Source organism: uncultured Exiguobacterium sp., from assembly GCF_964277885.1.
GTDB lineage: Bacteria > Bacillota > Bacilli > Exiguobacteriales > Exiguobacteriaceae > Exiguobacterium_A.
Genome location: NZ_CAXYJR010000005.1, coordinates 1,320,263 through 1,341,014 on the forward strand (window position 1 = coordinate 1,320,263; position 20,752 = coordinate 1,341,014).

Genomic DNA, 20,752 nt, shown 5'->3' on the forward strand with positions numbered 1-20,752 from the left:
ATGCTTCTCTCCCTCATTCATAGATGGACTTCATTTTCTTTATCGTCATCTATAAATGACATTTGAATGGCTATCATTCGAAAATCCAACAATTTCATATGGAACATCCCGTCATGATTGATATTTTTAATGTGCGACACTCCTTGATTTCTTCAGGCCTTCTAGATAAGCACCCTTCAAAAAATGGAAAATTTGACCGATACCTATATAACACTTCTCGATTTTTAACTTAAGGAGGTCCGTTCAACTCATGTGGCGTTACTTCTCTTTCATCGTCTTTCCTATATTCCTCGTTTTCTATGGTTGGATTCGTTTTGGACCTGCTGAAGAGTGGGCACACTTGATTGGAATCAACGTCTTTCATATGATGGCGGGTCTGATTGCCGCCTATTGGATGATTCGCGCACGCATTGAACAGCGCAATCCACACCTCCGTTTTCTAAGTTTTTTGTTCGCGGGTCTTTTATTACACGTTCTCGGGAGTGGTCTATGGCTGTTCCTTCAATTAACAGACGGACGGGTCGATGCACCGATTGCCTCGACCATTCTTTGGTGTTCGTCTTATTTCAACTATGTTTTAGCGCTAATCACGAAGATGCGTAGCATCGGATTGAACTTCACGAATAAGAACTACATCTTCAATTTGGTCGTGTTCATGACGACGGCTTTCGTCATGAGCGACTATTATTTATTGCAACCCTATTTTGAGATCCTGAATCCCTCGCTCGAGCGAACGATCTCCACTTTCGGATTTCTCATTGCTGATGTGTTACTCCTCTTTTTCAGTGCAATTTTGTATTACCATGTTCGTTATAACCAAGGAAAACCGCATCACCGTTTTCTCGTCGTTGGTTTTTTGTTTCAAGTGTGCGGTGATGTCATGCTTACCGTATTTACGTTTAACAATAGTCCGTTTCTTGAACATCTCGTCGATGTTTTCTGGGTCATCGCGCTTTTGTCCATCGGATGGAGTGGTCATTTAGAAGGAAGACAGCATCCGCAACAAGAACGACTCTTTCGTTCTCAACGAACGGTAACGGAACGCGATTTCATCTTGCCTTATGTCAGCATCGGTTTACTGACAGGGTTCGTCTTATCGACTTATGACTGGTACCTCAATATTCTATCGAGCGGTTGGCTGCTCTTGTTCTTTCTTGTTCTCGGTCGGCAAATCTTTACGTTACGGAGCAACAATCGATTGCTAAACGAAGTTTCATTCATCGCTTACCACGATTCGCTGACACAGCTCGCGAATCGGCAACACTTCATCGAACGGCTTACGAACGACTTACCGCGTTCTTTTGCGGCTGTCTCGCTGGATTTACATCGTTTGACGATCGTCAATGATACGATGGGGCATGCGACGGGTGACCATGTCTTGATTGAGACGGCGAATCGACTTCGGCTGTTGCGTCACGATGACCTGGAAATCTACCGAATCGGTGGGGATGAGTTCGCGCTCATCCTTCCATACGCGACAAATGATTCGTTGACCGCTCTTGAACAGGCTTTATTACACCAATTCGAGCGCCCGTTCCGAATTCGCGGTTATTCGATTCAAGTCACCGTCCATGCTGGTAGTTGTCTCGTCGAAGACACTTCTTTGCACCAGAACATTCTTTCTTGTCTTGATACGGCACTTCTTCAAGCGAAACAACAAGGACCAATGCACTGCGTCCGGTATGATGAACGACTCCACCAATGGTTCAATCGGAAGATCCAGCTAGAAATGGATCTGCCCGCAGCGATCGAGAACAATCAATTCCAACTGGTCTATCAGCCAAAAGTCGATCTGATGACAAACCGTCCAATCGGTATGGAAGCACTCGTTCGCTGGCATCATCCAGTCTTTGGTTTGATTTCTCCCGTCGAATTCATCTCGATTGCTGAAGAGAGCGGTCACATCATCGCTCTTGGACGCTGGATTCTAAAGACGGCATGCAGCAGGACATTTGACTGGCATGAGCAAGGCTATCCGCTAATCGTCGCCGTCAACATCTCCGTTCCCCAGTTCAAGGATCAACATTTCCTGAACATGATCGAGGAAACCTTGTCTGAGACGAACTTATCTCCAGCTTATCTGGAACTCGAAATTACCGAGAGCGTCTTACAAGACGTCACAGATAGCAGCAAGATGTTACATTCGTTGCGCGATCAGGGAATTCACTGTGCCATCGATGACTTCGGAACCGGTTTCTCTTCTTTATCCATCCTGCATCAACTGCCAGTTCATGCACTGAAGATTGATAAATCATTCGTCGACGATTGTCCGGAAACAACTGGTGGAGCTGCTTTACTCCCACATATCATCTCAATGGGACAAACGATTGGTCTGACGATGATCGCAGAAGGTGTCGAAAACGAGGCGCAGCACTCGTATCTTAAATCCGTCGGCTGTCACATCGGTCAGGGGTATTACTATGCGCGTCCTTTATCGGAAGATGCTTTTTCTCTGTATTTGAAGGAAAAGTTACCGTTAACAGAATCCAATCTCCCTTCCGCGCAATAAAGAAGACCCGTCTGCTTAGTAGATTGAACTTCTAAGCAAAACGGGTCTTTCTGTTAGCTTGACGGCAAGGTCAACTTGACATCCTGAATCTGATATTGGGCAGAACGCAAGATTTCAAGCGTAGACGATTCATCTGTGACGATCGTTCCCTCTTCAAAAGCAGCCGTCCGTGATTGGATATATCCACCGATCGTGTCGACCGACTCTGCTTCAGTGAACCGAAGACCAAATCGTTCTTCAATTTCAACTAATAGGACAGTACCCGCTAAGCGGTACGAGCCGTCCGGTAACTGTTCGATTTCGGCTTGCTCCGCTTCATCGAATTCATCACGGATATCACCGACGATTTCCTCCAAAATGTCCTCCATCGTGATCAAACCGGATGTCCCACCATACTCGTCGATGACGAGAGCGATGTGTGACCGTGTCTGCTTCATCTTCAAGAGTGTTTCTTGCAGCGGTGTCATTTCCGAAACGACCGGCAACGGTTTAAGGAACGATGCAAGTTCTCGTTCGTCTTGTACCGCGTGATGGGCGAGCACTTCCTTGACGTTGATATAACCACTAATCCGGTCCTTATCCGTTCCTTCACTGACCGGGTAACGCGTATACGGATTGTCAGACATCGTCTGTAATAGATTTTCCCAACTCATCTCGTCCGAAATGACCATCATATTCATCCGTGGCACCATAATGTCGCGCGTGACACGCTCATCAAACGCAAAGACGTTTTGCATTAAGGCGAGTTCCGATTGATTGATCTCACCACTTTGAAAACTTTGAGCCATGATGATCTTCAACTCTTCTTCCGAATGGGCTTGTTGGTGACCGGCAGGTTTCACACCGAACATCCGCAAGAGGACACGGGCCGAACCGTTCATGATCCAGATGAACGGATACATGACTTTTCCGAATATATAGAGTGAAGGAGCTAGCAGTAACGTCATCCGTTCCGCATACTGGATCGCGAGCGTCTTCGGTGCGAGCTCTCCGATGACGACGTGGAGAAACGTCACGAAGATGAAAGCGATACTGTATGAGAGAATCGTTGACAGCGCAACGGCGACACCAAGTTCATCAAAGACCGGTGTCAACAATTTCTCGACGGTCGGTTTCCCGAGTGCACCCAGACCAAGTGCAGTGATCGTGATACCGAGCTGACAGGCCGACAAGTAATAATCGAGATCTCCTGCGACCTTCTTCGCAAGTACTGCTCCCTTTTTTCCTTCTTGCACCATCTGGTCGAGACGTGACATCCGGACTTTGACGACAGCAAATTCCGAACCGACGAAAAACGCGGTCAAACCAATCAATATGACGAGCAACAACAAATTCAGTGTTAAGACGATGTCCAACTTGTATCCCCCTAAAAGCGGGGGATCACCTCCTTTTGATTTTAAACTGTACAGTATAACGTGACACTTGATAAGAGTTTACGATGCTTTTTCTTCAAACGCAACCAATATCACTTCGTTGAAGTTCAGACGACCATTAATCATGTACCTGTAATACTAGGTTTCTCTTTGTCACTTCCCGGAAATATAAGAGCTATGCGCGTAAGAAATTTGAGATGAAGCTTTTATATCCATGAACATCTCGAACGTGAAAGATCAATTTGGGGAAAGGTAGTGTGTATTATGGAAAAAACAAACAAAGGCTTTTCGTCCCACTTCCGAGCGGAAGCGGACGGAGCGGGCCGTAACATTTCATGGAGTTCAATTTTTGCAGGTGTGGTATCATTCTTATCTTTATTGATTCTCTTCAGTCTGATTGGATCGGCAATCGGACTTGGCGTCACAGACGTCACGTCGAATAATCCGTTTGATGGTGTCGGAACTGGTCTGATCATTTGGGCGATTCTGTCATTGCTCATCTCACTGTTCGTCGCTGGATTCGTCTCTGGTGTAACGTCAGCGCGCGCCGGTCTCGTTCATGGATTCTTGACTTGGTCGACAAGCGTCATCCTCTTGTTCGCCCTATTGACGTTCACGACAGTCAACACATTACAATCGGTCGGTTCATTACTCGGAACGGTCGGTGGAGCTGCTGGTAGCGGCATCGGATCTGTCGCGTCGACGGCAACGGATGCAGCGACGAAAGGGTTCGACTCCGTCACGAAGAACGTCTCAAATATCGATACGAAAGAACTTGATGGAAACGTCGAAGAAATTCTCAAGGATACAGACATCAAGGAATTACAACCAAACTATCTGCAAGGTCAGCTTGATGCCGTCAAAGATGACGTCACGGCTGCCGGTAAAGACGCCATCACAAAACCAGAAGACTTCGACAAAATCGTTCAAGATCTTGGTGATTCGTTGACAGCACGTGCTGAAAAGATCGAGAAATCCGTCGATGAAAAGAAAATCGCTGATGCTGTCGCGAAGAACACGGATTTAACAGGTGCTGAGGCAGATCAAGCGACGCAAAATATCGTCGATGGTTTAAACACGGCAACAAAAGAAACGACGCAACAAATCAACAATGCGAAACAAACGCTTGACGAGACATCCGCTGACCTCAAGAAAACGGTTCAAGATATTCGCAAGCAGACGGAACAAGCGACACAAACGGCATCGAAAATCTCGATCTGGGCGTTCGTCGGTCTCCTTCTGACACTCATCTTCACATCGTTCGCTGGGATCGTCGGCTCACGCGTCGCAACACGCGGTCGTGTCATGAATAAATAATGATTTCTCACTCACTGATTCCGCCATCGCGGAGTCAGTTTTTTGTGCGGTAAGACCATCTGATTGACTCTATTTGAAATTTACTGTTACACTGTTACCTAACGACCGTTAGGAAGGTGATTTATGTGAAAGCCCAACAATTGTTACTGACGAGCATCCATCATTTTGCCGCACACGGCTATGAAGGGGCATCGCTGCAAGAGATCGCAACAGAAGTTGGTATCAAAAAACCGTCCATCTATGCGCATTATAAAGGGAAGGACGACCTGTTCCTGCAAGCGACGACGTATGCCTTGCAAGAACAAAAGCGCCGCTTCGCGACATATTTCACGAATACTCGGCAACAGCCGCTCGAGCAATCGCTGCACGGTTTCTTCGATTGGTTCATTTCGGAGCAGCAGGATGATATCCTGATGCGGTTCATTCTTCGAGCCGCTTATTTCCCACCGGAGAAGCTCGAACAAGAGATGACAGACCGCTTCAATCCGTTCTTCGACTCACTGCACGATCTATTGACGCGTCTACTACGGGAACGAGACCGAACGGAGCAAATTCTCTATTCGACGGACTACAAAAGTGCCGCGCTCGCCTATCTGACGGTAGCTGAAGGCACGTTGACGGAACTCGTCTACAACGGTGTCGACGCGTTTCACGCTCGTCAACAAGCCGTCTGGCCGATCGTCTGGCGTGGTATGTCAAAAACGATTTAATTCTATTGAGGTGAACTATGCAAAACAATACATTGATTTTAAGTACACTCCTGCTCAACTTATTCATCGCCTTTTTAGGCATTGGACTCGTCATTCCCGTCACACCAACGATCATGAACGAGTTGAACATCTCCGGGGCGACGGTCGGGTATATGGTTTCCGCCTTCGCCTTTGCGCAACTGATTCTTTCACCACTCGCGGGACGTGCCGTCGACAAGTACGGACGTAAACCGATGATCATCATCGGTTTGTTCATCTTCAGTATGTCCGAGCTCTTATTCGGTCTCGGTCAAAGCGTCGAAGTCCTATTCGCGTCACGGATTCTCGGTGGTGTCAGTGCGGCTTTCATCATGCCAGCCGTTACGGCATTCATCGCTGACATCACGACGAACGAGACTCGTCCGAAAGCACTCGGATATATGTCTGCTGCCATCTCGACCGGTTTCATCATCGGACCGGGGATCGGTGGGTTCCTCGCTGATCTCGGTTCGCGGACACCGTTCTTTTTTGCTGCCGCGTTCGGTTTAACTGCGATGGTGTTATCCGTCTTTACGCTTAAAGAACCGAAACGTCACTACGAGACAACGACGGTCAAACAGCAGACCGGTTTTCGGAAAGTCTTCAGTCCGCTCTTTTTCATCGCTTTTCTTGTCCTGTTGATTTCGTCGTTCGGTCTCGCCTCGTTCGAGTCGTTATTCGCCTTGTTCGTCGACCGGAAGTTCGGCTTTACAGCGAAGGACATTGCGCTCGCAATTTCTCTCGGTGCGATCGTCGGTGTCATCGTTCAAGTCGGACTGTTCGATCGTTTGACACGCTGGTTCGGTGAGATTCGCTTAATTCGATACAGCTTGATCGGTTCGACACTGCTCGTCGTCTTGATGACATTCGTGACGAACTATATCTCTATCATTCTCGTGACGATGGTCGTCTTCGTCGGTTTCGACTTGATGCGACCCGCCGTCACGACCTATCTCTCGAAGATTGCCGGAGATGAACAGGGGTTCGTCGGCGGGATGAACTCGATGTTTACGAGTATCGGGAACATCCTCGGACCGATCGTTGGCGGATTATTGTTCGACGTCAATTTGAACTATCCGTTTTATTTCGCGACAGTGATGCTTGCGATCGGTATTTTACTGACGTACTTCTGGCGCACCCCACGCACGGAAGCAACCGAATCGGATCGATTATCCTCTTAAACAAACAGCCCCGTTTCCAACACTGGAAGCGGGGCTGTTTGTTATGTCAACAAGAGTTCGTGTAATCGATTTGGCGACGATACAGTATAGGTCGCAACCGTCTCATTGGATTGTTCGCTAATCAAGCACGTCTTGATTCCGGCACGATGTCCGGCTAAGACGTCGAGTTCCCGATCGCCGATCATGATCGTCTCGTCTAGAGCCAATTGGTATCGATGAATCAAGTACGTGACAGCTTCCGGATCCGGCTTCCGAGCAAAGCCATGTTCTCCGGTCAGGATGTCTTGAAAATGATGCGTCAGCTCATACTTTGCAAGTAACGCATGAATCGATCTTCCGCGATGGGTGACGATATGATGCGTCGCACCCCTTGCCGATAGCGACTCTAGCAGTTCGTAGATTCCGGGAAACGGTTCAGATTGTTCTTGTTCGATCATTTTCTTTTGTTGCTTGTAGTTCAGAATGAATGCTTCAGACACATCAAACGTCTCATACGTCGTTTTTGCCGAGATTGCCATCAATTCAGCGACTCGTTCTCGATCGACCTTTCGTCCTTCGTCCTTAAGTAACTCTACAAAAACATCAATCAGCACCGGATATGTATCGAACAGGGTCCCGTCAAAATCCCAAATGAAGTGTTTCAACATCTGTCTCTTCCTCTCCCACTCTCTTGACGCCGACAAAGACGGCTTCTCCGTCCATCTCGACCTTCCAGTCGTTGTGATCAAGTCCTTCGCCTGAGATACGAATTCCTACCTGTCCTGGACGTCCCATCTCATGACCTTGCTCGACGATGATCGCTGTTTCCGCTTCAAGTGGCTGGATGAACTTTCGGTAATAGACACCCATTACACCACTCGCCGTACCAGTGACCGGATCTTCAATACTACCTGCTCCCGTTGCGGAGAAGTGACGCCCGTGTAAAGTTGCCTCCGCATCATATGTATTAAGACAAATGGGATGAATCGATGCTTGAGGATAGTCAGTCAACACGGTGGCAAATCGTTGATTATCTGGCATCATCCGATGAAAGTCCTCAAGTCGACGAATTGGGAGGAGCAGTGTCCAGTTCCCAGTACTGCCGTATTCAATTGGCCATCGGTCATCAAGGTGTTTCAATTCGAGACCAATCACTGCCAGAACTTTCTTTACGTCACCGTTAAACCGGTGTAATCGAGGTTGCCCTTGTCGTAAGCGAAACATACCGTTCGCTAAACGTATCACAGGCAAGATGCCTGACTTTGTCACGATTTGACATGTAGCAGGTAAACCTATGCTTGAATCAATTGCCGTCAATGCAGCAATCGTGCCATGTCCACATAAGTCCATTTCCCGTTCCGGTGCAAAGTAGCGCATGCGATAGTCCGCTTGCTCTGAAGACAGGACGAACGTAGTCTCGGTAAAGCCATTCTTACGAGCGATTCGTTGCATTTCCGGCTCAGTCAATTGATCGGCGTTTAAGACGACTCCAGCTGGATTACCTGCTCCAGGAGTCATCGTGAACACATCATAATGTAGCGTCTCGATCATTTTTCTCCTCCTCCTTTTTCTAAATAAATTTCAACGGATCGTAAAGCACCTTCCAAGTGCCCACCGTGACTTGAATCGGTTTCTGTTCCAATCAAGGAAATCGTCGTATGTTCCGCACCGAAATCAACGGAATGATACGCGGGGAACTCTAAGAGCGGTGCTGCATCGGCTCGTGTTGCTGTCCACATATCCGTCGACCAGTCTTTATACAACCAGCCAATCGGTTGACGTGCTTGTTCACCGAATAATCGAGCTAACTGCTCAATGACGGATTCCTTGATTTCAACCTCGGTTAATTCCTGTCGTTCACGTGCTGGCGTCCGGAAAAAACCGAACAACGCTCCTGGTCCGTCTAGTGGGGAAGCATCATGAATTTCCTGCACCATCCCGGTCCAACTGATTGCCTGACCGGACCAACCTGAACCACGCCAAAACGGTCTTTCGTAGAGAACAAGACATTTGGCTTGTTGCGCCATCCAGGTCGGTAATGCAACGAGTTCATCCAGGACTGCTTCAGGTAAAGCTGGTGTAAACAATAGCTTTGCCGCTAGACGCGGTGGTAATGCGAGGATAATCTCGTCGAACGGTTGACTCTTCCTTCCTGAACTGACGACAATCCGGTTCGTGACATTAATCTGGTTGATGGGAGACTTGAGTCGAATCGTTCCCGGTCTGAGTTGTGCAGCAAGTGCCGTAGCTACGGAGCGTATTCCGTCACGAAGGCGAAACGCCGTCGGTTGATTCGAAACCAAATGCGACTCGATTCCGTCAGCCCGTTCCAGTCGAAGCGCTCCCGTCGCATATTGTTCCAGTGTCGGTAAGTCTAACCGATGAATCAAATCGACCATCAGTGGTTCGCTGTCCGGCCAAAACCAAGTCGGTCCAAGATCAAACGCATATGTTCGACTATTAACTTCAAATTCGACCGTCTCGATTCTACCACCAATTCGGTCACGTGCTTCATAGATCGTCACGTCGTGTCCAAGCTCCTGCAATCGCGTCGCGAGAAACAGTCCACTAATTCCCGCCCCAATGATGGCGATGTTCATTTCGATTCAACCTCTCTATTCGTGATGTTTCGTGATGTTTGTTTTAGTATACCGGAACACGCGAAAAAACAAGGACGAAACGTCCTTGCCTTAGGATGATTGCACCTGCTGCCAGTTGTCTTCTTCATAAATCGATTGAACCCATTCGACCGGTACATACAAGGATCGGGCGATCGCATCGTCCGTCTTACCCATTTTCCGCAACAGATGGACGATCCGAATCCTTCGTTCGAGCTCCCGGTCATCCGGTATCAGTTCAGGCATCATCTTCTCTTCTCCTCTCCACTGAATCGGCGATGGTGTTTTCATGATGATACCCGATAATTATCTGAATATTCCGTTTGATGTGCAGAAGCAAGGATTTTTGATAAAGTTCAGGGATAGATAACAGAAAGGAATTCATCGCTTTTTGTAGAAATATATTGAATAGGCGCAACAGTAGGATTTCTTGCGTCAACCAAACAGATTAGGAGCATGTATATGATTAAACGTCAAGCACTATTTCGTCTGTCGATCGGCTTACTGCTGATTGGTGTCATTGGCGGTATCCTGTTAGATGCCATCGGCTTCTTTCCGCACGCGACAGCTTACTTATTGAGCATTCCAGTCGCTTCTCCTGACTCGGAATTTCTTTTAGGGTGGATCTTATCTGGTGTAACAATCGCAGGGCTGATTTCGCTTCCCTTGTCCTTACGTCGTCATCACACCATTACGACGTTCGCTTGTCTTCTAGCTGTCATTTTAACGCCGCATGTCATGTGATGTTCGCTGGTGACGCATCCTTTTAATAAGATAGAGCGAATGTCCATCGTGAACGACGACACCAATGCATCGAATCGACGCATTGGTTTTTTCACGTCTAAAAAGTAAAGTCTACTTTACAAAATGTAAAACAGACTTTACAATGTAAACAACTGGAAAGGAGGTCGTCAGATGCAACTGACGAACCATGTCCGCCTATATCGTCAACAGCATAAGTGGACACAAGAGCAGTTCGCTGAACGAATCGGCGTGACACGCCAAACCGTCATCTCGCTTGAAAAAGGAAGCTATACCCCATCGCTATTACTCGCGATGCAGATTGCCCGCGTCTTCGATCGACCGGTGGAGGAATTATTTCAATTAGAGGAGGATTCCAAATGAAACGTGTCGTCACTCAATCTTTACTTAATTGTTGTCTCTACTTTTTAGCTGCTTATCTCATTAGTGCGATTCATGCTAATCTGAAACTATTTCAAGATGATCCTGTATCCGGTACCGGTCTGTCGCTCAAGCTCGACCTCCGTATCATTCTGCCACTGATCATCATCGCCATCATCGTCTCAGGCATCGGCTATCTCTCACGAACGGATCGTTCCCGTTCACTTTCTAAATGGTCGACATCAACTGCAGAATTCTCTGACTCGGATGAGCGGGAAGCACAAATCACTGGTAAGGCGACCCGCGCAGCGTACGTCGCTTTTATGATCAGCCTTCCTGTCCTGATGATTGCCTTTTTGTTTGAACAACCGTTACTTGAACGGTACCCAGCATTTCCGTTCTATGCGATCGCTCTCATTCTCTCGGTTGGAACAATCACGTATATGACGGCATGGATTGTCCATATCCGTCGTTAAAGCCGTTTGACGAAAAAATATTGAGTTTGTCCAACAGCGGGATGATCAGTTAGACGTCCATACACCTCATAACCATGTTTGCGGTAAAAGTCTGGTGCTTGAAAATCAAACGTATCGAGAAGGATTTTCGTACACCTTACTTTCTTGGCATATGCTTCGATTGTCTGCAGCAGGCGGGTGCCGATACCTGCCTGTCGCGCTGACTCACTCACCAAAAAAACTGGACATGTATATGTTGCCAGCTATAAATATCGGTAATCCCACCGATGCGATCGCCGGCTGCATTATACGCTCTGTAACACAAGTCTCCAGATTGTTCATATAGAGCTTTCGGAACGTATTGCCGATTATAGACAATCAGCTGCTCGCGGACGAATGCCCTGTCCTCTTTCGTTCCCGACTAGATATCCACATTGTTCCCCTCCTTAATTTTACAAATGATACCATTCCTGCCATAATGATAGCATATTCTATCTAAATCGGAGGCTTACATATGCAGACGATGCACCACTCGTTCGATACGCAACGGTACAACATACGACCCGCTCGTCCTAGTGATGCCGAGGCACTTGCTGCTCTCCGCGAAGCACTTGACGCGGAAACAGAATACTTCGACCGGATGCCCGGTGAGGAGGTAATGACAGCAAACGATTTCGTCGATCAGTTACGAGATTCACCAGTTTTGGACCGGATTCTCGTCGTCGAACGAGAGGAACAAATCATTGCCTACGCCAGGTGTCGCGGATTCGAATTGAAACGCTTTGCCCATAAAGCATCATTCGGCTTAGGTGTCCTTCGCTCGGATTGGGGACAGGGGATCGGTACCCAGTTGACAATCCGGATGATCGCCTGGGCGAAGGCGCAGTCGCTTCTGAAAATCCAACTTGAAGTCGTCGAGACGAATCACGGGGCGATCCGACTCTACCAACGCCATGGATTCCAAGAGGAAGGACGATTGAGACATGACCGGTTGCTGTCGGATGGCTGTTATTATGATACTGTCCTGATGGGCTTAGCATTATGAGTCTCTCCTTATCGATCGCGACATACAACATTTGGCATCATCCACACAAACGTCAGGAACGATTTGCGGCGTTGTGCGCGGAAATCAATCGACATCAACCAGATGTCCTCCTGCTGCAAGAGGTCATGTCGACGTTTCATCCGGATGAACCGTTCGTCTCGATTGCCGAACATCTTGCTCAAGCGACCGGATATCCGTACTTGATTTTCAATGATTATCCCGATTCTCCTGACGAAGGACTCGCTATCTTATCACGTTTTCCTCATGATCATCATGAGGTGAGTTGTGCAACTACTTCTGTCGTACAACACCATTGTGCGGCTCGAACCCTTTTCGTAATCAACGAGAAACGTATCGCAGTGACGAACATTCACTTCAACTGGCGAACTTCAGACATTCGACTCGATCAACTTCAATTCGTCAACGAATGGATTGCCTCACAGACCGACGAGGCGACAATCGAGTTCTTAGCCGGTGACTTCAATGACTTTCCGGAGTCTCCCTTGCATCGAGTCGCATTACACGAGTGGGTCGATCTTGCTGACAGTTTCGCGACGCGAACCGGTCAACTCGCTGCAACGACTTTAGATCCCGTGACGAATCCGTATGCCAAAAAGAATGACGGTATCACGACACCCGCCCGGTACGATTGGTTACTGTGTCGACGCTCACCGGCACCGGTCACTTTACAACACGTTCAATTGATCGGGCATGAACGATTGACGCATCACGTCATACCGAGCGACCACTATGGTGTTCTTGCCCATCTGACGATTCACTAAAACGACAGGTCTACGCTCTTTGTAAGCGCAGACCCGTCGTTTATTTTTTATACTCTTTTTCGGTACCATCCGAGAAGTCGATCTCTACTTCTAAACGGGATGCATCTTGAATCGCAAAAACCCGCTCCACTTCTGCAATGACTTCTTTCTCAGATGTGTCCGCATCGACTTTCAAGTTCTTGAACTTCGCGTCGAGTTCCGTCATCGCCGCGTCTCCACGCTTGTTTTCACCCTTATACTGATATTCCGCTTCTGTACCGTTTTTTTCCCGATCATAGCTGATGTCGATCGCGTCCTGATCCCCATCGACGTCTGCTTCGATTGATAGGCTAGTGAACCCATAATCCGTCTCCGCGTTTTTCGTGACGGTATCTTTGTCTTTCATCGTATCATCGGTCGTATTCGAGTTCGTCGCTCCTTCCTCGACCTTGTCCGTCGACGTTTCGTCGTTCCCACATCCTGCTAGCATTAGACTCATCGCAAATAACGTCGCAACACCGTATCCTGTGATATGACGTACCTTCATTCCATCACGTTCCCTTCTGCAGGGATCGGATGTGCTTTCAAGAGTCGGGCAAGATGCAACAAATTGGCAGCTAAAAACTGGGCATGTCGTTTCGTGAAGTCATTGTCGCGTCCGGCTTCGATGTAAGAAGGTCCCGGTCCTGCTTCACCGACCCAGTACGCATCGACATTGGGCGGAATCGTGAATCCGATGTGTGACAGACCGTATAAGATGGACGCGGACGCGTGTTTTGCTCCATCCTCGTTGCCGGTAACGATGACACCACCGACCTTGTTATAATAGATGGCTTGTCCAAGGTCGTTCGTCAAACCACTTCCCCCATATAACCGTTCGATGACTTGTGTCGCGACACTACTTTTTTCACCGAGCCACAGCGGTGTCCCGATGACGACGATATCTGCCTGTTTGACCTTATCGAAGAGTGCCGGCCATTCGTCGCCGTTCCCTTCATCTTCCGTCACACCGAATGCAACTCGATGGTCGACGACTCGAACGATTTCTGAATCGACGTCCTCATGCTCCCAGTACGCAATCACGTCACGAATCAACGCTTCCGTGTTCGATGGTTCTAGTGATGCTTTTAATGTGCAGTTCAAAAATAAGGCGCGTACCATCCGTTCATCCTCCCCTTTTGAATTGACCATGTTCCTCGTCCTTAATCCTTTCCTGATTCTAATCCGAAGTAAACAAAAAAAGCCTCCGCTTTCGCGAAGACTTTCCTTGTCAGAGACAAGACTTGATGTGTTGATAGTTTTGATTGCCACCGGATAAGTTACAGACGTCCCTGAACCCAAGATTCTTCAAGACGTTCTGTGCCGCGTTTCCAGTGACACCTTTATTGCAGTAAACGATTGTCGGTACCGTCGGGTCAAGTTCCTGCGCCCGCTCACGTAACTCACCGAGCGGAATATGGATTGCCCCGTCGACATGACTCTTCTCGAACTGAGCGCGCGATCGCGTATCGATGATTTGGAAGATCTTACCCGCAGCAACCTCTTCCATCAAAGCGTTTGGTGTTTTCAGGCGGGCCGTTCGTTTGATCGCGTTATCAAGGGCCATTCCGGTATAGAGAACGGGATCCTTCGTCGTCGAGAACGGTGGCGCATAGGCTAGATCAAGATGGAACAAGTCTTCCGCTTTTGCCTTGAAGCTGATCGCGGTCGCAAGGACATCGATCCGTTTATCGACCCCTTGCGGACCAACGATTTGAGCACCGAGGACACGACCGCCGTTCCGGTCTGCGATCGCCTTGATCACCATCTCCTTACCACCGAGATATTCCGGTCGATCCGGCTTGATGTTGTGTAACACTTCGATATCATACCCGGCGTCGCGGGCTTCTTTTTCAGTCAATCCGGTCTGGGCGACCGTCAGATCGAATGCTTTGAAAATACCCGTTCCGAGGATTCCGCGGTGTTCAATTGCTTCACCAGTGATGACCATCCCAGCAATCCGCCCCATCTTGTTCGCTGTCGAACCGAGCGGGCGGTAAAGAGGTTGACCAGTGATGAGCGAAAAGCTCTCGGCGACATCGCCGACCGCATAAACGCCTTCGATGTTCGTCTGCATCTGTTGATTGACGGCGATCGCACCCGTCTGTCCAATCGTCACACCGATCTCTTGCGCGAGTTGCGTGTTCGGTTTGACACCGACCGACAGGATGACGAAATCCGTCTCGATCGTCTCACCAGTTGCAAGAACGACTTCGCGAGCCGTCTTCTCCCCTTCGAACGAAGCAACGGACTCACCGAGTCGCAAGGTGACGCCGTTCGCTTCGAGATGGTCACTGACGCGTTTTGCCATATCGACGTCTAGCGGTGGCATGACTTGCGTCAACCGTTCGACGAGCGTCACTTCGATTCCGCGATATGTCAACTGTTCCGCCATCTCGAGTCCGATGAATCCGCCTCCAACGATGACAGCACGCTTTGGCGCATGCACGTCGACGTAACGACGAATCGCTTCCGCATTGCGGATGTTACGGACCGGGAAGACGTTTTCGAGATCGACGCCCGGTAGCGGCGGAATGATGCTTGATGCACCAGTCGCGAAAACGAGCGTATCGTACGTATCCGTGAATGTCTCACCCGAATCCAGATGACGGATCGTTGCCGTCTTCGTCTCATGATCAATCGCCTCGACGTTATGACGCGTCTTGACGTCGATGTTATATCGTTTCTTGAAGAACGCCGCGTCGCGTGGCGTCAATTCATCAAGTTCAGCGATCTCACCACCGACGAAATAGGGAATGCCACAACCGGAATAGGAGATGTCCTCGTCCCGGTCGTAGATCGTAATCTCTAATTCCTCATTGTTACGGCGCGCCTTCGCCCCGACCGATGTGCCGGCAGCGACCGAACCGATGATAAGTAGTTTTGTCATAGAAACGTCCTCCTTTTAATAGAGCAGTAAGCTGATATAGAGCCCGAGCAACGCGATGGCGAGCGTCGGAATCGTCAAAACGGTACCGATTTTGAAATATTGTCCCCAACCGATCCGGACCCCTTTCGAGCGCAAGACATGGAGCCACAGTAAGGTTGCAAGACTTCCGATCGGCGTGATCTTTGGACCGAGATCGCTCCCGATGACATTTGCGAAAATCAAGGCATCGCGAATCGCACCTGTCGTTGCAGTATGCTCGATCGACAACGCATTGATCATGACGGTCGGCATATTGTTCATGACAGACGACAACAGAGCGGCAAGGAAGCCCATTCCAAACGTCGCCGATGCGAGGTTCGTCGCCATCCACTCGATCAACTCCGCAAGGACTTGGGTCAGTCCAGCATTGCGCAGACCGTAGACGACGATATACATACCGAGCGAGAAGAAGACGATCGCCCACGGGGCACCGGCAAGGACCTTCTTCGTCGGGACGCTTGGTGATTTTTGCGCCAGGAATAAGAAGAAGACGGCGATGATACCAGCAACGAGACTGACCGGAATGCCGATTGCATCACTCGTGAAATACCCGATGAGCAACAAACCAAGGACAATCCACGAAGCACGGAACATCCGCATATCTCGAATCGCAGACGTCGGTTGCGCCAAATCCTCGACAGCATAGAGTTTTGGGATCTGTTTCTTGAAATAGAGATACAAGACGAGCAGACTTCCCGCGACTGAAAAGACGTTGACGAAGACCATCCGCGCCGCATACGCCGTAAAGCCGATGTGAAAGAAGTCCGCCGAGACGATGTTGACGAGGTTCGAGATGACGAACGGAAGACTCGCCGTGTCAGCGATGAAGCCGGAGGCGAAGACATACGCCAGGACGACCGCATCCGGTAACTTCAAATGACGGACCATCGCGAGGACGATCGGTGTCAGGATCAAGGCAGCACCATCATTCGCGAACAAGGCCGAGACAAGAGCACCGAGTAACGTCATGTAGATAAAGAGTTTCAGACCACCACCACGGGCGATCCGGGCCATATGTAACGCGGCCCATTCAAAGAAGCCAATCTCATCTAAGATCAACGAGATGACGATCAAGGCGATGAAGGTAAACGTCGCGTTCCAGATGATCCCCCAGACGGTCGCGACGTCTCCCAGTTCGACGACGCCCGTTAAAAGTGCGACAATCGCCATTCCGATCGCTGAGTATCCGATGCCGATCCCTTTTGGTTGTTTGATGATTAAAAATAAGGTGATCAGAAATATTCCGATCGCAAGCCATTGTGATGCTGTCAATTGATTCACTTCATTTCTGTTAGATTTCTAATACGGTACAGGAACTGGAGCGCACATCTGCTGTATCCAGCCGTCTTAGCATCCATTCCAGTTGACCGTAATAAGGATGTTCCCGATTTAAGCGATAATAGATCCATTGCCGATCGCGGCGTTCGGAAATGATCGATTGTTCTCGAAGTCGTTTTAAATGTCGACTGATCGCGGGTTGTGAAATATCGAATGCCGCGGTCAAATCACAGACACAGTGTTCGCGCACCTGTAATCGCCGTAAGATGTCGAGCCGTACCGGATCACTTAACCCTTTGAGATACTGACTCATCGTTTCTATTTCTGGATCAATTCGTGTCATGAGATTCCCGTCCTTTCTTAATCAGGATATAATATAACCATTTGGTTATACAATAAGAAATAAAAAATCGATCTCGTGTTTATACGGAATCGATTTTTTCTGCTAGCTCTATGATCACGCCTTCTGGTCCTCTTACGTAACATAGGCGATACTCATTTTCGTAATTTGCGACGTCCCCCATCGGTTGATACCCATGATCTGCTAACCGTTCGAGGAGTACATCGAACTCTATCACTTCAAAACAGAGATGACGCAATCCGCTGGCATAAACGGGCTGGACGATAGTGGACGTCTCAACTGGTCGTTCAAAACGAACGAGTTCGAGCCAGATTGCTTCACCTGGTAATCCAAGAGCGACACATTCCGTCTTTGCTCCGTCTAGATTCAACAAACGATCGAGCAACTCCCCCTCCATTTCCCATCGTCCACGTACTTCGAGTCCGCAAAGCGAAAAAAAATGAATCGCTTCTTCTAAATTCACGACGTTCAGACTGTTATGATCCGTTCGTTTAATCATCATCCTTTATTCCTCCTCAAGTGTGTCAAAATGTTGTCAAACCGTTGCTAGAAAGCACATCTAGAGCGTTTCGACGTGGTGTCTGCAGTTTGTATCGTCAGTAAAATATAAGTATGAAAGGTCGTGTCCACTTACGAAAAGGAGTCGAAACAACATGGAAGACGTCAATCTTCTCGTCCTTGCGACCCAGTACATGTTTTGGGTCGGATTCGTCGGAATGGCCGCCGGTACGCTCTATTTTCTCGTCGAACGGAGTTCGCTCGCCCCCGAGTACCGCTCGACTGCAACAGTCGCCGCCCTTGTCACGTTCGTCGCCGCGATCCATTACTATTTCATGAAGCAAGCCGTTGGTGACTCCGGATTATTGTCGGAAATCGATGGCTTTCCGACTGAAATCCGTTACATCGACTGGCTCGTGACGACCCCCCTCCTCTTGATCAAGTTTCCGTTATTGCTTGGTTTAAAAGAAGGAAAAGGACGCGCATTGTTAACGAAACTCGTCATCGCCGACATCATCATGATCATCGGTGGCTACATCGGCGAGTCGTCCATCAATCTAGCGGGTGGCTTCACACCACTTGGTCTTTGGGCATACGTCGTCGGTTGTATCGCTTGGTTTTATATTATTTTTCTCTTGTTCACGAACGTCACGAAAGCTGCGCAAGATAAACCTGCACCGATTCGTAAAGCCTTGCTACAGATGCGCTTATTCATCTTGATCGGGTGGGCGATCTATCCGGTCGGTTACGCCGTTACCTTGTTTGCACCCGGCATCGAGGTGCAACTCGTCCGCGAATTGCTCTATAACTTTGCTGACTTGATCAACAAGGTCGGATTCGGTCTGATTGCCTTCTTCGCTGTCAAGACGATGTCTACTACGAAAAATTTGAAATCCTCTTAATCAAAAAACCGGATGTTTTGAGCATCCGGTCTTTATTTGAACTGATGTTGTTGTTCATAGGAGATATCTTCATTTTTGATGACATAACCCGCTAACTCGATATCTTTTTCACGGAATTTCAACATATAAATCATGTTCGGTTCATTCGCGAATTCAACTTCAATCATATATGGATTTGCTGACGATTCATACGAAAACTTCTGTGGTCTCATCGTGTATGCTTCCCCTGGAAACTGGCGTGCTAGTTCTACTTTTGCGAGCTTTGTATTCTCAGCAATCTGTTGATTGACGAGCGTCGGTCGGATGTACCAAAAGGTACTGCACCCGATTGCCACCAAACCAAGTAAAATTAATCCATACCGCTTCCATCGCGGTGGAAGGAGTACCACACCACAGCCGATTACGAGTAGTGTAAAAACGATCGTCATCCCTTCCAGTATGAAACGAGGTACCATCTCATTCACTTCTTTTCTTCTATGATTGGATAGAAAACCATGATATCATCAACTCCTATGACAAAAAATAGGAGGTATTGCATGCGAAAGATCATCCTGATCGGTTCCGGTGGATCCGGTAAATCGACACTTGCCCGCTCGCTTGGAGAAAAACTCGGGTATCCCGTTGATCACCTTGACGTCTTGTTGTAGCGTTCGAACTGGGAGGCGGTTTCGCGTGAGGAGCAACTCCAGATTCAACACACGCTGACGTCACGCGATACGTGGATCATTGACGGCAACTACGGTGGAACACTTGATTTACGAATCAATGCCGCCGATACGATCATCTTCCTTGATCTACCACGGACTCTCTGTCTGTACCGGGCACTGAGACGAACGTGGCGCTACCGCAAGATCGGTCGACCGGATATGGCAGTAGACTGTCCGGAGAAACTATCGTTTGATTTTTTGAAATGGATTTGGCGGTTCCCGATCGATAAGCGACCGAGTATCCTTTCAAAGCTTACAGCGCTGTCCGATAAACAAATCATTCATTTGACGTCCCGTCGTGCTGTCAAACAGTTTCTTCAATCTTTACCTGAGACGTGATAACGTCCGTTCGTAACCGACCGTACATCCGTGCATCATGCGACCTTTCGCTTTGATAGAGATAGCCGCGTAAGATGCCTTCAAACGTAAACCCAAGTTTTTCAAGTAAGCGATAGGACGCTTCGTTCTCAAGAAATGTCACCGCACCTAACCGATGAAGCGCCAATTCTTCGAACGAAAACCGGATGACTTCTTGAACAGCTTCCGATACATAGCCTCGTCGCCAAAAATCTGGATGTAATTCGAATCCAAGTTCGGCTTTTTTTGCATACGGACTCCAGTTATTGAGTCCGACCGTTCCAATGAATTGTCCCGTCGAACGATCGATCATTCCCCATCGGATTCCCCGTTTCATAGAAAACGTTTGATCAAAAGAATGGATGATCTAACTTGCTTCCTCAAGAGACGTGAGCGGATCAATACCATAATATTGAGTCACGCGGGAATCAGATAAGATCGTATACAAAGCATCGACGTGACTTTCCGTAACGCGAATCAAATCCAGTCTATTTGTCGATAACGATTGAAAGTTCATATGTATGCCTCCTAAAATATAGTATTCAGATACATACGACGCGTTTCCATGAATCCCCTTCTTTTCTCATTTATTC

At 48.3% G+C, this 20,752-nt stretch carries 25 protein-coding genes and 1 pseudogene; 11 read left to right on the top strand and 15 right to left on the bottom strand.

Annotation, left to right across the window (positions count from 1 at the left end; translation table 11 throughout):
* Positions 1–250 precede the first annotated feature (250 nt).
* The gene (locus tag ACHWTJ_RS08540) at positions 251–2,509 is read left to right on the top strand and encodes a putative bifunctional diguanylate cyclase/phosphodiesterase (protein WP_394679458.1); all 2,259 of its coding nucleotides are present in this window, start codon (positions 251–253) and stop codon (positions 2,507–2,509) included.
* Between the two features lie 53 nt (positions 2,510–2,562).
* On the opposite strand, the gene ACHWTJ_RS08545 is transcribed toward ACHWTJ_RS08540, so the two are convergent.
* Positions 2,563–3,864: a hemolysin family protein gene (locus ACHWTJ_RS08545; RefSeq protein ID WP_394679459.1), complete on the bottom strand. Its 1,302-nt coding sequence runs from the start codon at positions 3,862–3,864 to the stop codon at positions 2,563–2,565.
* A 282-nt stretch (positions 3,865–4,146) separates the two neighbouring features.
* Between ACHWTJ_RS08545 and ACHWTJ_RS08550 the strand changes: the two genes are divergently transcribed.
* From ACHWTJ_RS08550 to ACHWTJ_RS08560, 3 genes are all read left to right on the top strand, one after another.
* On the top strand, positions 4,147–5,199 hold the full coding sequence (locus ACHWTJ_RS08550; protein ID WP_294746322.1) for a hypothetical protein: 1,053 nt from the start codon (positions 4,147–4,149) through the stop codon (positions 5,197–5,199).
* Positions 5,200–5,324: 125 nt separating this feature from the next.
* On the top strand, positions 5,325–5,909 hold the full coding sequence (locus ACHWTJ_RS08555; RefSeq protein ID WP_294746325.1) for a TetR/AcrR family transcriptional regulator: 585 nt from the start codon (positions 5,325–5,327) through the stop codon (positions 5,907–5,909).
* 17 nt (positions 5,910–5,926) lie between these two features.
* Positions 5,927–7,108 carry an MFS transporter gene (locus ACHWTJ_RS08560; protein ID WP_394679460.1) on the top strand — a complete coding sequence of 394 codons (1,182 nt, stop codon included), beginning with the start codon at positions 5,927–5,929 and terminating at the stop codon, positions 7,106–7,108.
* 41 nt (positions 7,109–7,149) lie between these two features.
* Here the strand turns inward: ACHWTJ_RS08560 and ACHWTJ_RS08565 are convergent, their stop codons facing one another.
* The 4 genes from ACHWTJ_RS08565 to ACHWTJ_RS08580 form a co-directional block, all read right to left on the bottom strand.
* Complete coding sequence (locus ACHWTJ_RS08565; RefSeq protein ID WP_294746331.1) at positions 7,150–7,755, bottom strand: HAD-IA family hydrolase; 606 nt, start codon at positions 7,753–7,755, stop codon at positions 7,150–7,152.
* Positions 7,727–8,638, bottom strand: coding sequence for a PhzF family phenazine biosynthesis protein (locus ACHWTJ_RS08570; RefSeq protein ID WP_294741555.1), 912 nt, complete (start codon positions 8,636–8,638; stop codon positions 7,727–7,729). The genes ACHWTJ_RS08565 and ACHWTJ_RS08570 overlap by 29 nt, the downstream gene beginning before the upstream one ends.
* Positions 8,635–9,687 carry a flavin monoamine oxidase family protein gene (locus ACHWTJ_RS08575; protein WP_394679461.1) on the bottom strand — a complete coding sequence of 351 codons (1,053 nt, stop codon included), beginning with the start codon at positions 9,685–9,687 and terminating at the stop codon, positions 8,635–8,637. Before ACHWTJ_RS08575 ends, ACHWTJ_RS08570 begins: the two co-directional genes overlap by 4 nt.
* Before the next feature lie 90 nt (positions 9,688–9,777).
* A complete protein-coding gene (locus tag ACHWTJ_RS08580; protein WP_394679462.1) occupies positions 9,778–9,996 on the bottom strand; it encodes a hypothetical protein in 219 nt (72 codons plus the stop codon).
* 171 nt (positions 9,997–10,167) lie between these two features.
* Here ACHWTJ_RS08580 and ACHWTJ_RS08585 point away from each other — a divergent pair, with 171 nt between their 5' ends.
* From ACHWTJ_RS08585 to ACHWTJ_RS08595, 3 genes are all read left to right on the top strand, one after another.
* Complete coding sequence (locus ACHWTJ_RS08585) at positions 10,168–10,449, top strand: hypothetical protein (protein ID WP_394679463.1); 282 nt, start codon at positions 10,168–10,170, stop codon at positions 10,447–10,449.
* A 171-nt stretch (positions 10,450–10,620) separates the two neighbouring features.
* Positions 10,621–10,830: a helix-turn-helix transcriptional regulator gene (locus tag ACHWTJ_RS08590; RefSeq protein ID WP_064300959.1), complete on the top strand. Its 210-nt coding sequence runs from the start codon at positions 10,621–10,623 to the stop codon at positions 10,828–10,830.
* Positions 10,827–11,303, top strand: a complete 477-nt coding sequence (locus ACHWTJ_RS08595; RefSeq protein ID WP_294741561.1) for a hypothetical protein — start codon at positions 10,827–10,829, stop codon at positions 11,301–11,303. Before ACHWTJ_RS08590 ends, ACHWTJ_RS08595 begins: the two co-directional genes overlap by 4 nt.
* On the opposite strand, the gene ACHWTJ_RS08600 is transcribed toward ACHWTJ_RS08595, so the two are convergent.
* Positions 11,300–11,515: a GNAT family N-acetyltransferase gene (locus ACHWTJ_RS08600; protein ID WP_294741563.1), complete on the bottom strand. Its 216-nt coding sequence runs from the start codon at positions 11,513–11,515 to the stop codon at positions 11,300–11,302. The genes ACHWTJ_RS08595 and ACHWTJ_RS08600 overlap by 4 nt on opposite strands.
* Positions 11,516–11,796: 281 nt before the next feature.
* Between ACHWTJ_RS08600 and ACHWTJ_RS08605 the strand changes: the two genes are divergently transcribed.
* Positions 11,797–12,327 carry a GNAT family N-acetyltransferase gene (locus tag ACHWTJ_RS08605; protein WP_394679464.1) on the top strand — a complete coding sequence of 177 codons (531 nt, stop codon included), beginning with the start codon at positions 11,797–11,799 and terminating at the stop codon, positions 12,325–12,327.
* A complete protein-coding gene (locus tag ACHWTJ_RS08610) occupies positions 12,324–13,109 on the top strand; it encodes an endonuclease/exonuclease/phosphatase family protein (RefSeq protein WP_294741566.1) in 786 nt (261 codons plus the stop codon). Before ACHWTJ_RS08605 ends, ACHWTJ_RS08610 begins: the two co-directional genes overlap by 4 nt.
* A 40-nt stretch (positions 13,110–13,149) precedes the next feature.
* On the opposite strand, the gene ACHWTJ_RS08615 is transcribed toward ACHWTJ_RS08610, so the two are convergent.
* The 6 genes from ACHWTJ_RS08615 to ACHWTJ_RS08640 form a co-directional block, all read right to left on the bottom strand.
* Complete coding sequence (locus tag ACHWTJ_RS08615) at positions 13,150–13,635, bottom strand: YusW family protein (protein WP_294746360.1); 486 nt, start codon at positions 13,633–13,635, stop codon at positions 13,150–13,152.
* Positions 13,632–14,279, bottom strand: coding sequence for a flavodoxin family protein (locus ACHWTJ_RS08620; RefSeq protein WP_294741569.1), 648 nt, complete (start codon positions 14,277–14,279; stop codon positions 13,632–13,634). Before ACHWTJ_RS08620 ends, ACHWTJ_RS08615 begins: the two co-directional genes overlap by 4 nt.
* A 79-nt stretch (positions 14,280–14,358) precedes the next feature.
* Positions 14,359–16,017 carry an FAD-dependent oxidoreductase gene (locus tag ACHWTJ_RS08625; protein WP_394679465.1) on the bottom strand — a complete coding sequence of 553 codons (1,659 nt, stop codon included), beginning with the start codon at positions 16,015–16,017 and terminating at the stop codon, positions 14,359–14,361.
* A gap of 15 nt (positions 16,018–16,032) precedes the next feature.
* Positions 16,033–17,328, bottom strand: coding sequence for an arsenic transporter (locus tag ACHWTJ_RS08630; protein ID WP_394679466.1), 1,296 nt, complete (start codon positions 17,326–17,328; stop codon positions 16,033–16,035).
* Between the two features lie 19 nt (positions 17,329–17,347).
* Positions 17,348–17,677: a helix-turn-helix transcriptional regulator gene (locus ACHWTJ_RS08635; protein WP_294741576.1), complete on the bottom strand. Its 330-nt coding sequence runs from the start codon at positions 17,675–17,677 to the stop codon at positions 17,348–17,350.
* 79 nt (positions 17,678–17,756) lie between these two features.
* Entirely contained in the window at positions 17,757–18,197 is a 441-nt protein-coding gene (locus tag ACHWTJ_RS08640; protein WP_394679467.1) for a VOC family protein, read from the bottom strand.
* 151 nt (positions 18,198–18,348) lie between these two features.
* On the opposite strand from ACHWTJ_RS08640, the gene ACHWTJ_RS08645 reads away from it, so the two are divergent.
* Positions 18,349–19,095 (top strand): bacteriorhodopsin, encoded by a 747-nt coding sequence (locus ACHWTJ_RS08645; RefSeq protein ID WP_294741580.1) that lies wholly within the window; start codon positions 18,349–18,351, stop codon positions 19,093–19,095.
* A gap of 32 nt (positions 19,096–19,127) precedes the next feature.
* Here the strand turns inward: ACHWTJ_RS08645 and ACHWTJ_RS08650 are convergent, their stop codons facing one another.
* The gene (locus ACHWTJ_RS08650; RefSeq protein ID WP_394679468.1) at positions 19,128–19,550 is read right to left on the bottom strand and encodes a hypothetical protein; all 423 of its coding nucleotides are present in this window, start codon (positions 19,548–19,550) and stop codon (positions 19,128–19,130) included.
* A gap of 81 nt (positions 19,551–19,631) precedes the next feature.
* On the opposite strand from ACHWTJ_RS08650, the pseudogene ACHWTJ_RS08655 reads away from it, so the two are divergent.
* A pseudogene (locus tag ACHWTJ_RS08655) lies at positions 19,632–20,141 on the top strand (DNA topology modulation protein).
* Here ACHWTJ_RS08655 and ACHWTJ_RS08660 read toward each other — a convergent pair.
* Together ACHWTJ_RS08660 and ACHWTJ_RS08665 are read right to left on the bottom strand one after the other, a co-directional pair.
* Positions 20,107–20,496: a GNAT family N-acetyltransferase gene (locus ACHWTJ_RS08660; RefSeq protein WP_394679469.1), complete on the bottom strand. Its 390-nt coding sequence runs from the start codon at positions 20,494–20,496 to the stop codon at positions 20,107–20,109. The pseudogene ACHWTJ_RS08655 and the gene ACHWTJ_RS08660 sit on opposite strands and share 35 nt — an antisense overlap.
* A 30-nt stretch (positions 20,497–20,526) precedes the next feature.
* Positions 20,527–20,676 carry a hypothetical protein gene (locus ACHWTJ_RS08665; protein WP_394679470.1) on the bottom strand — a complete coding sequence of 50 codons (150 nt, stop codon included), beginning with the start codon at positions 20,674–20,676 and terminating at the stop codon, positions 20,527–20,529.
* Positions 20,677–20,752 lie beyond the last annotated feature (76 nt).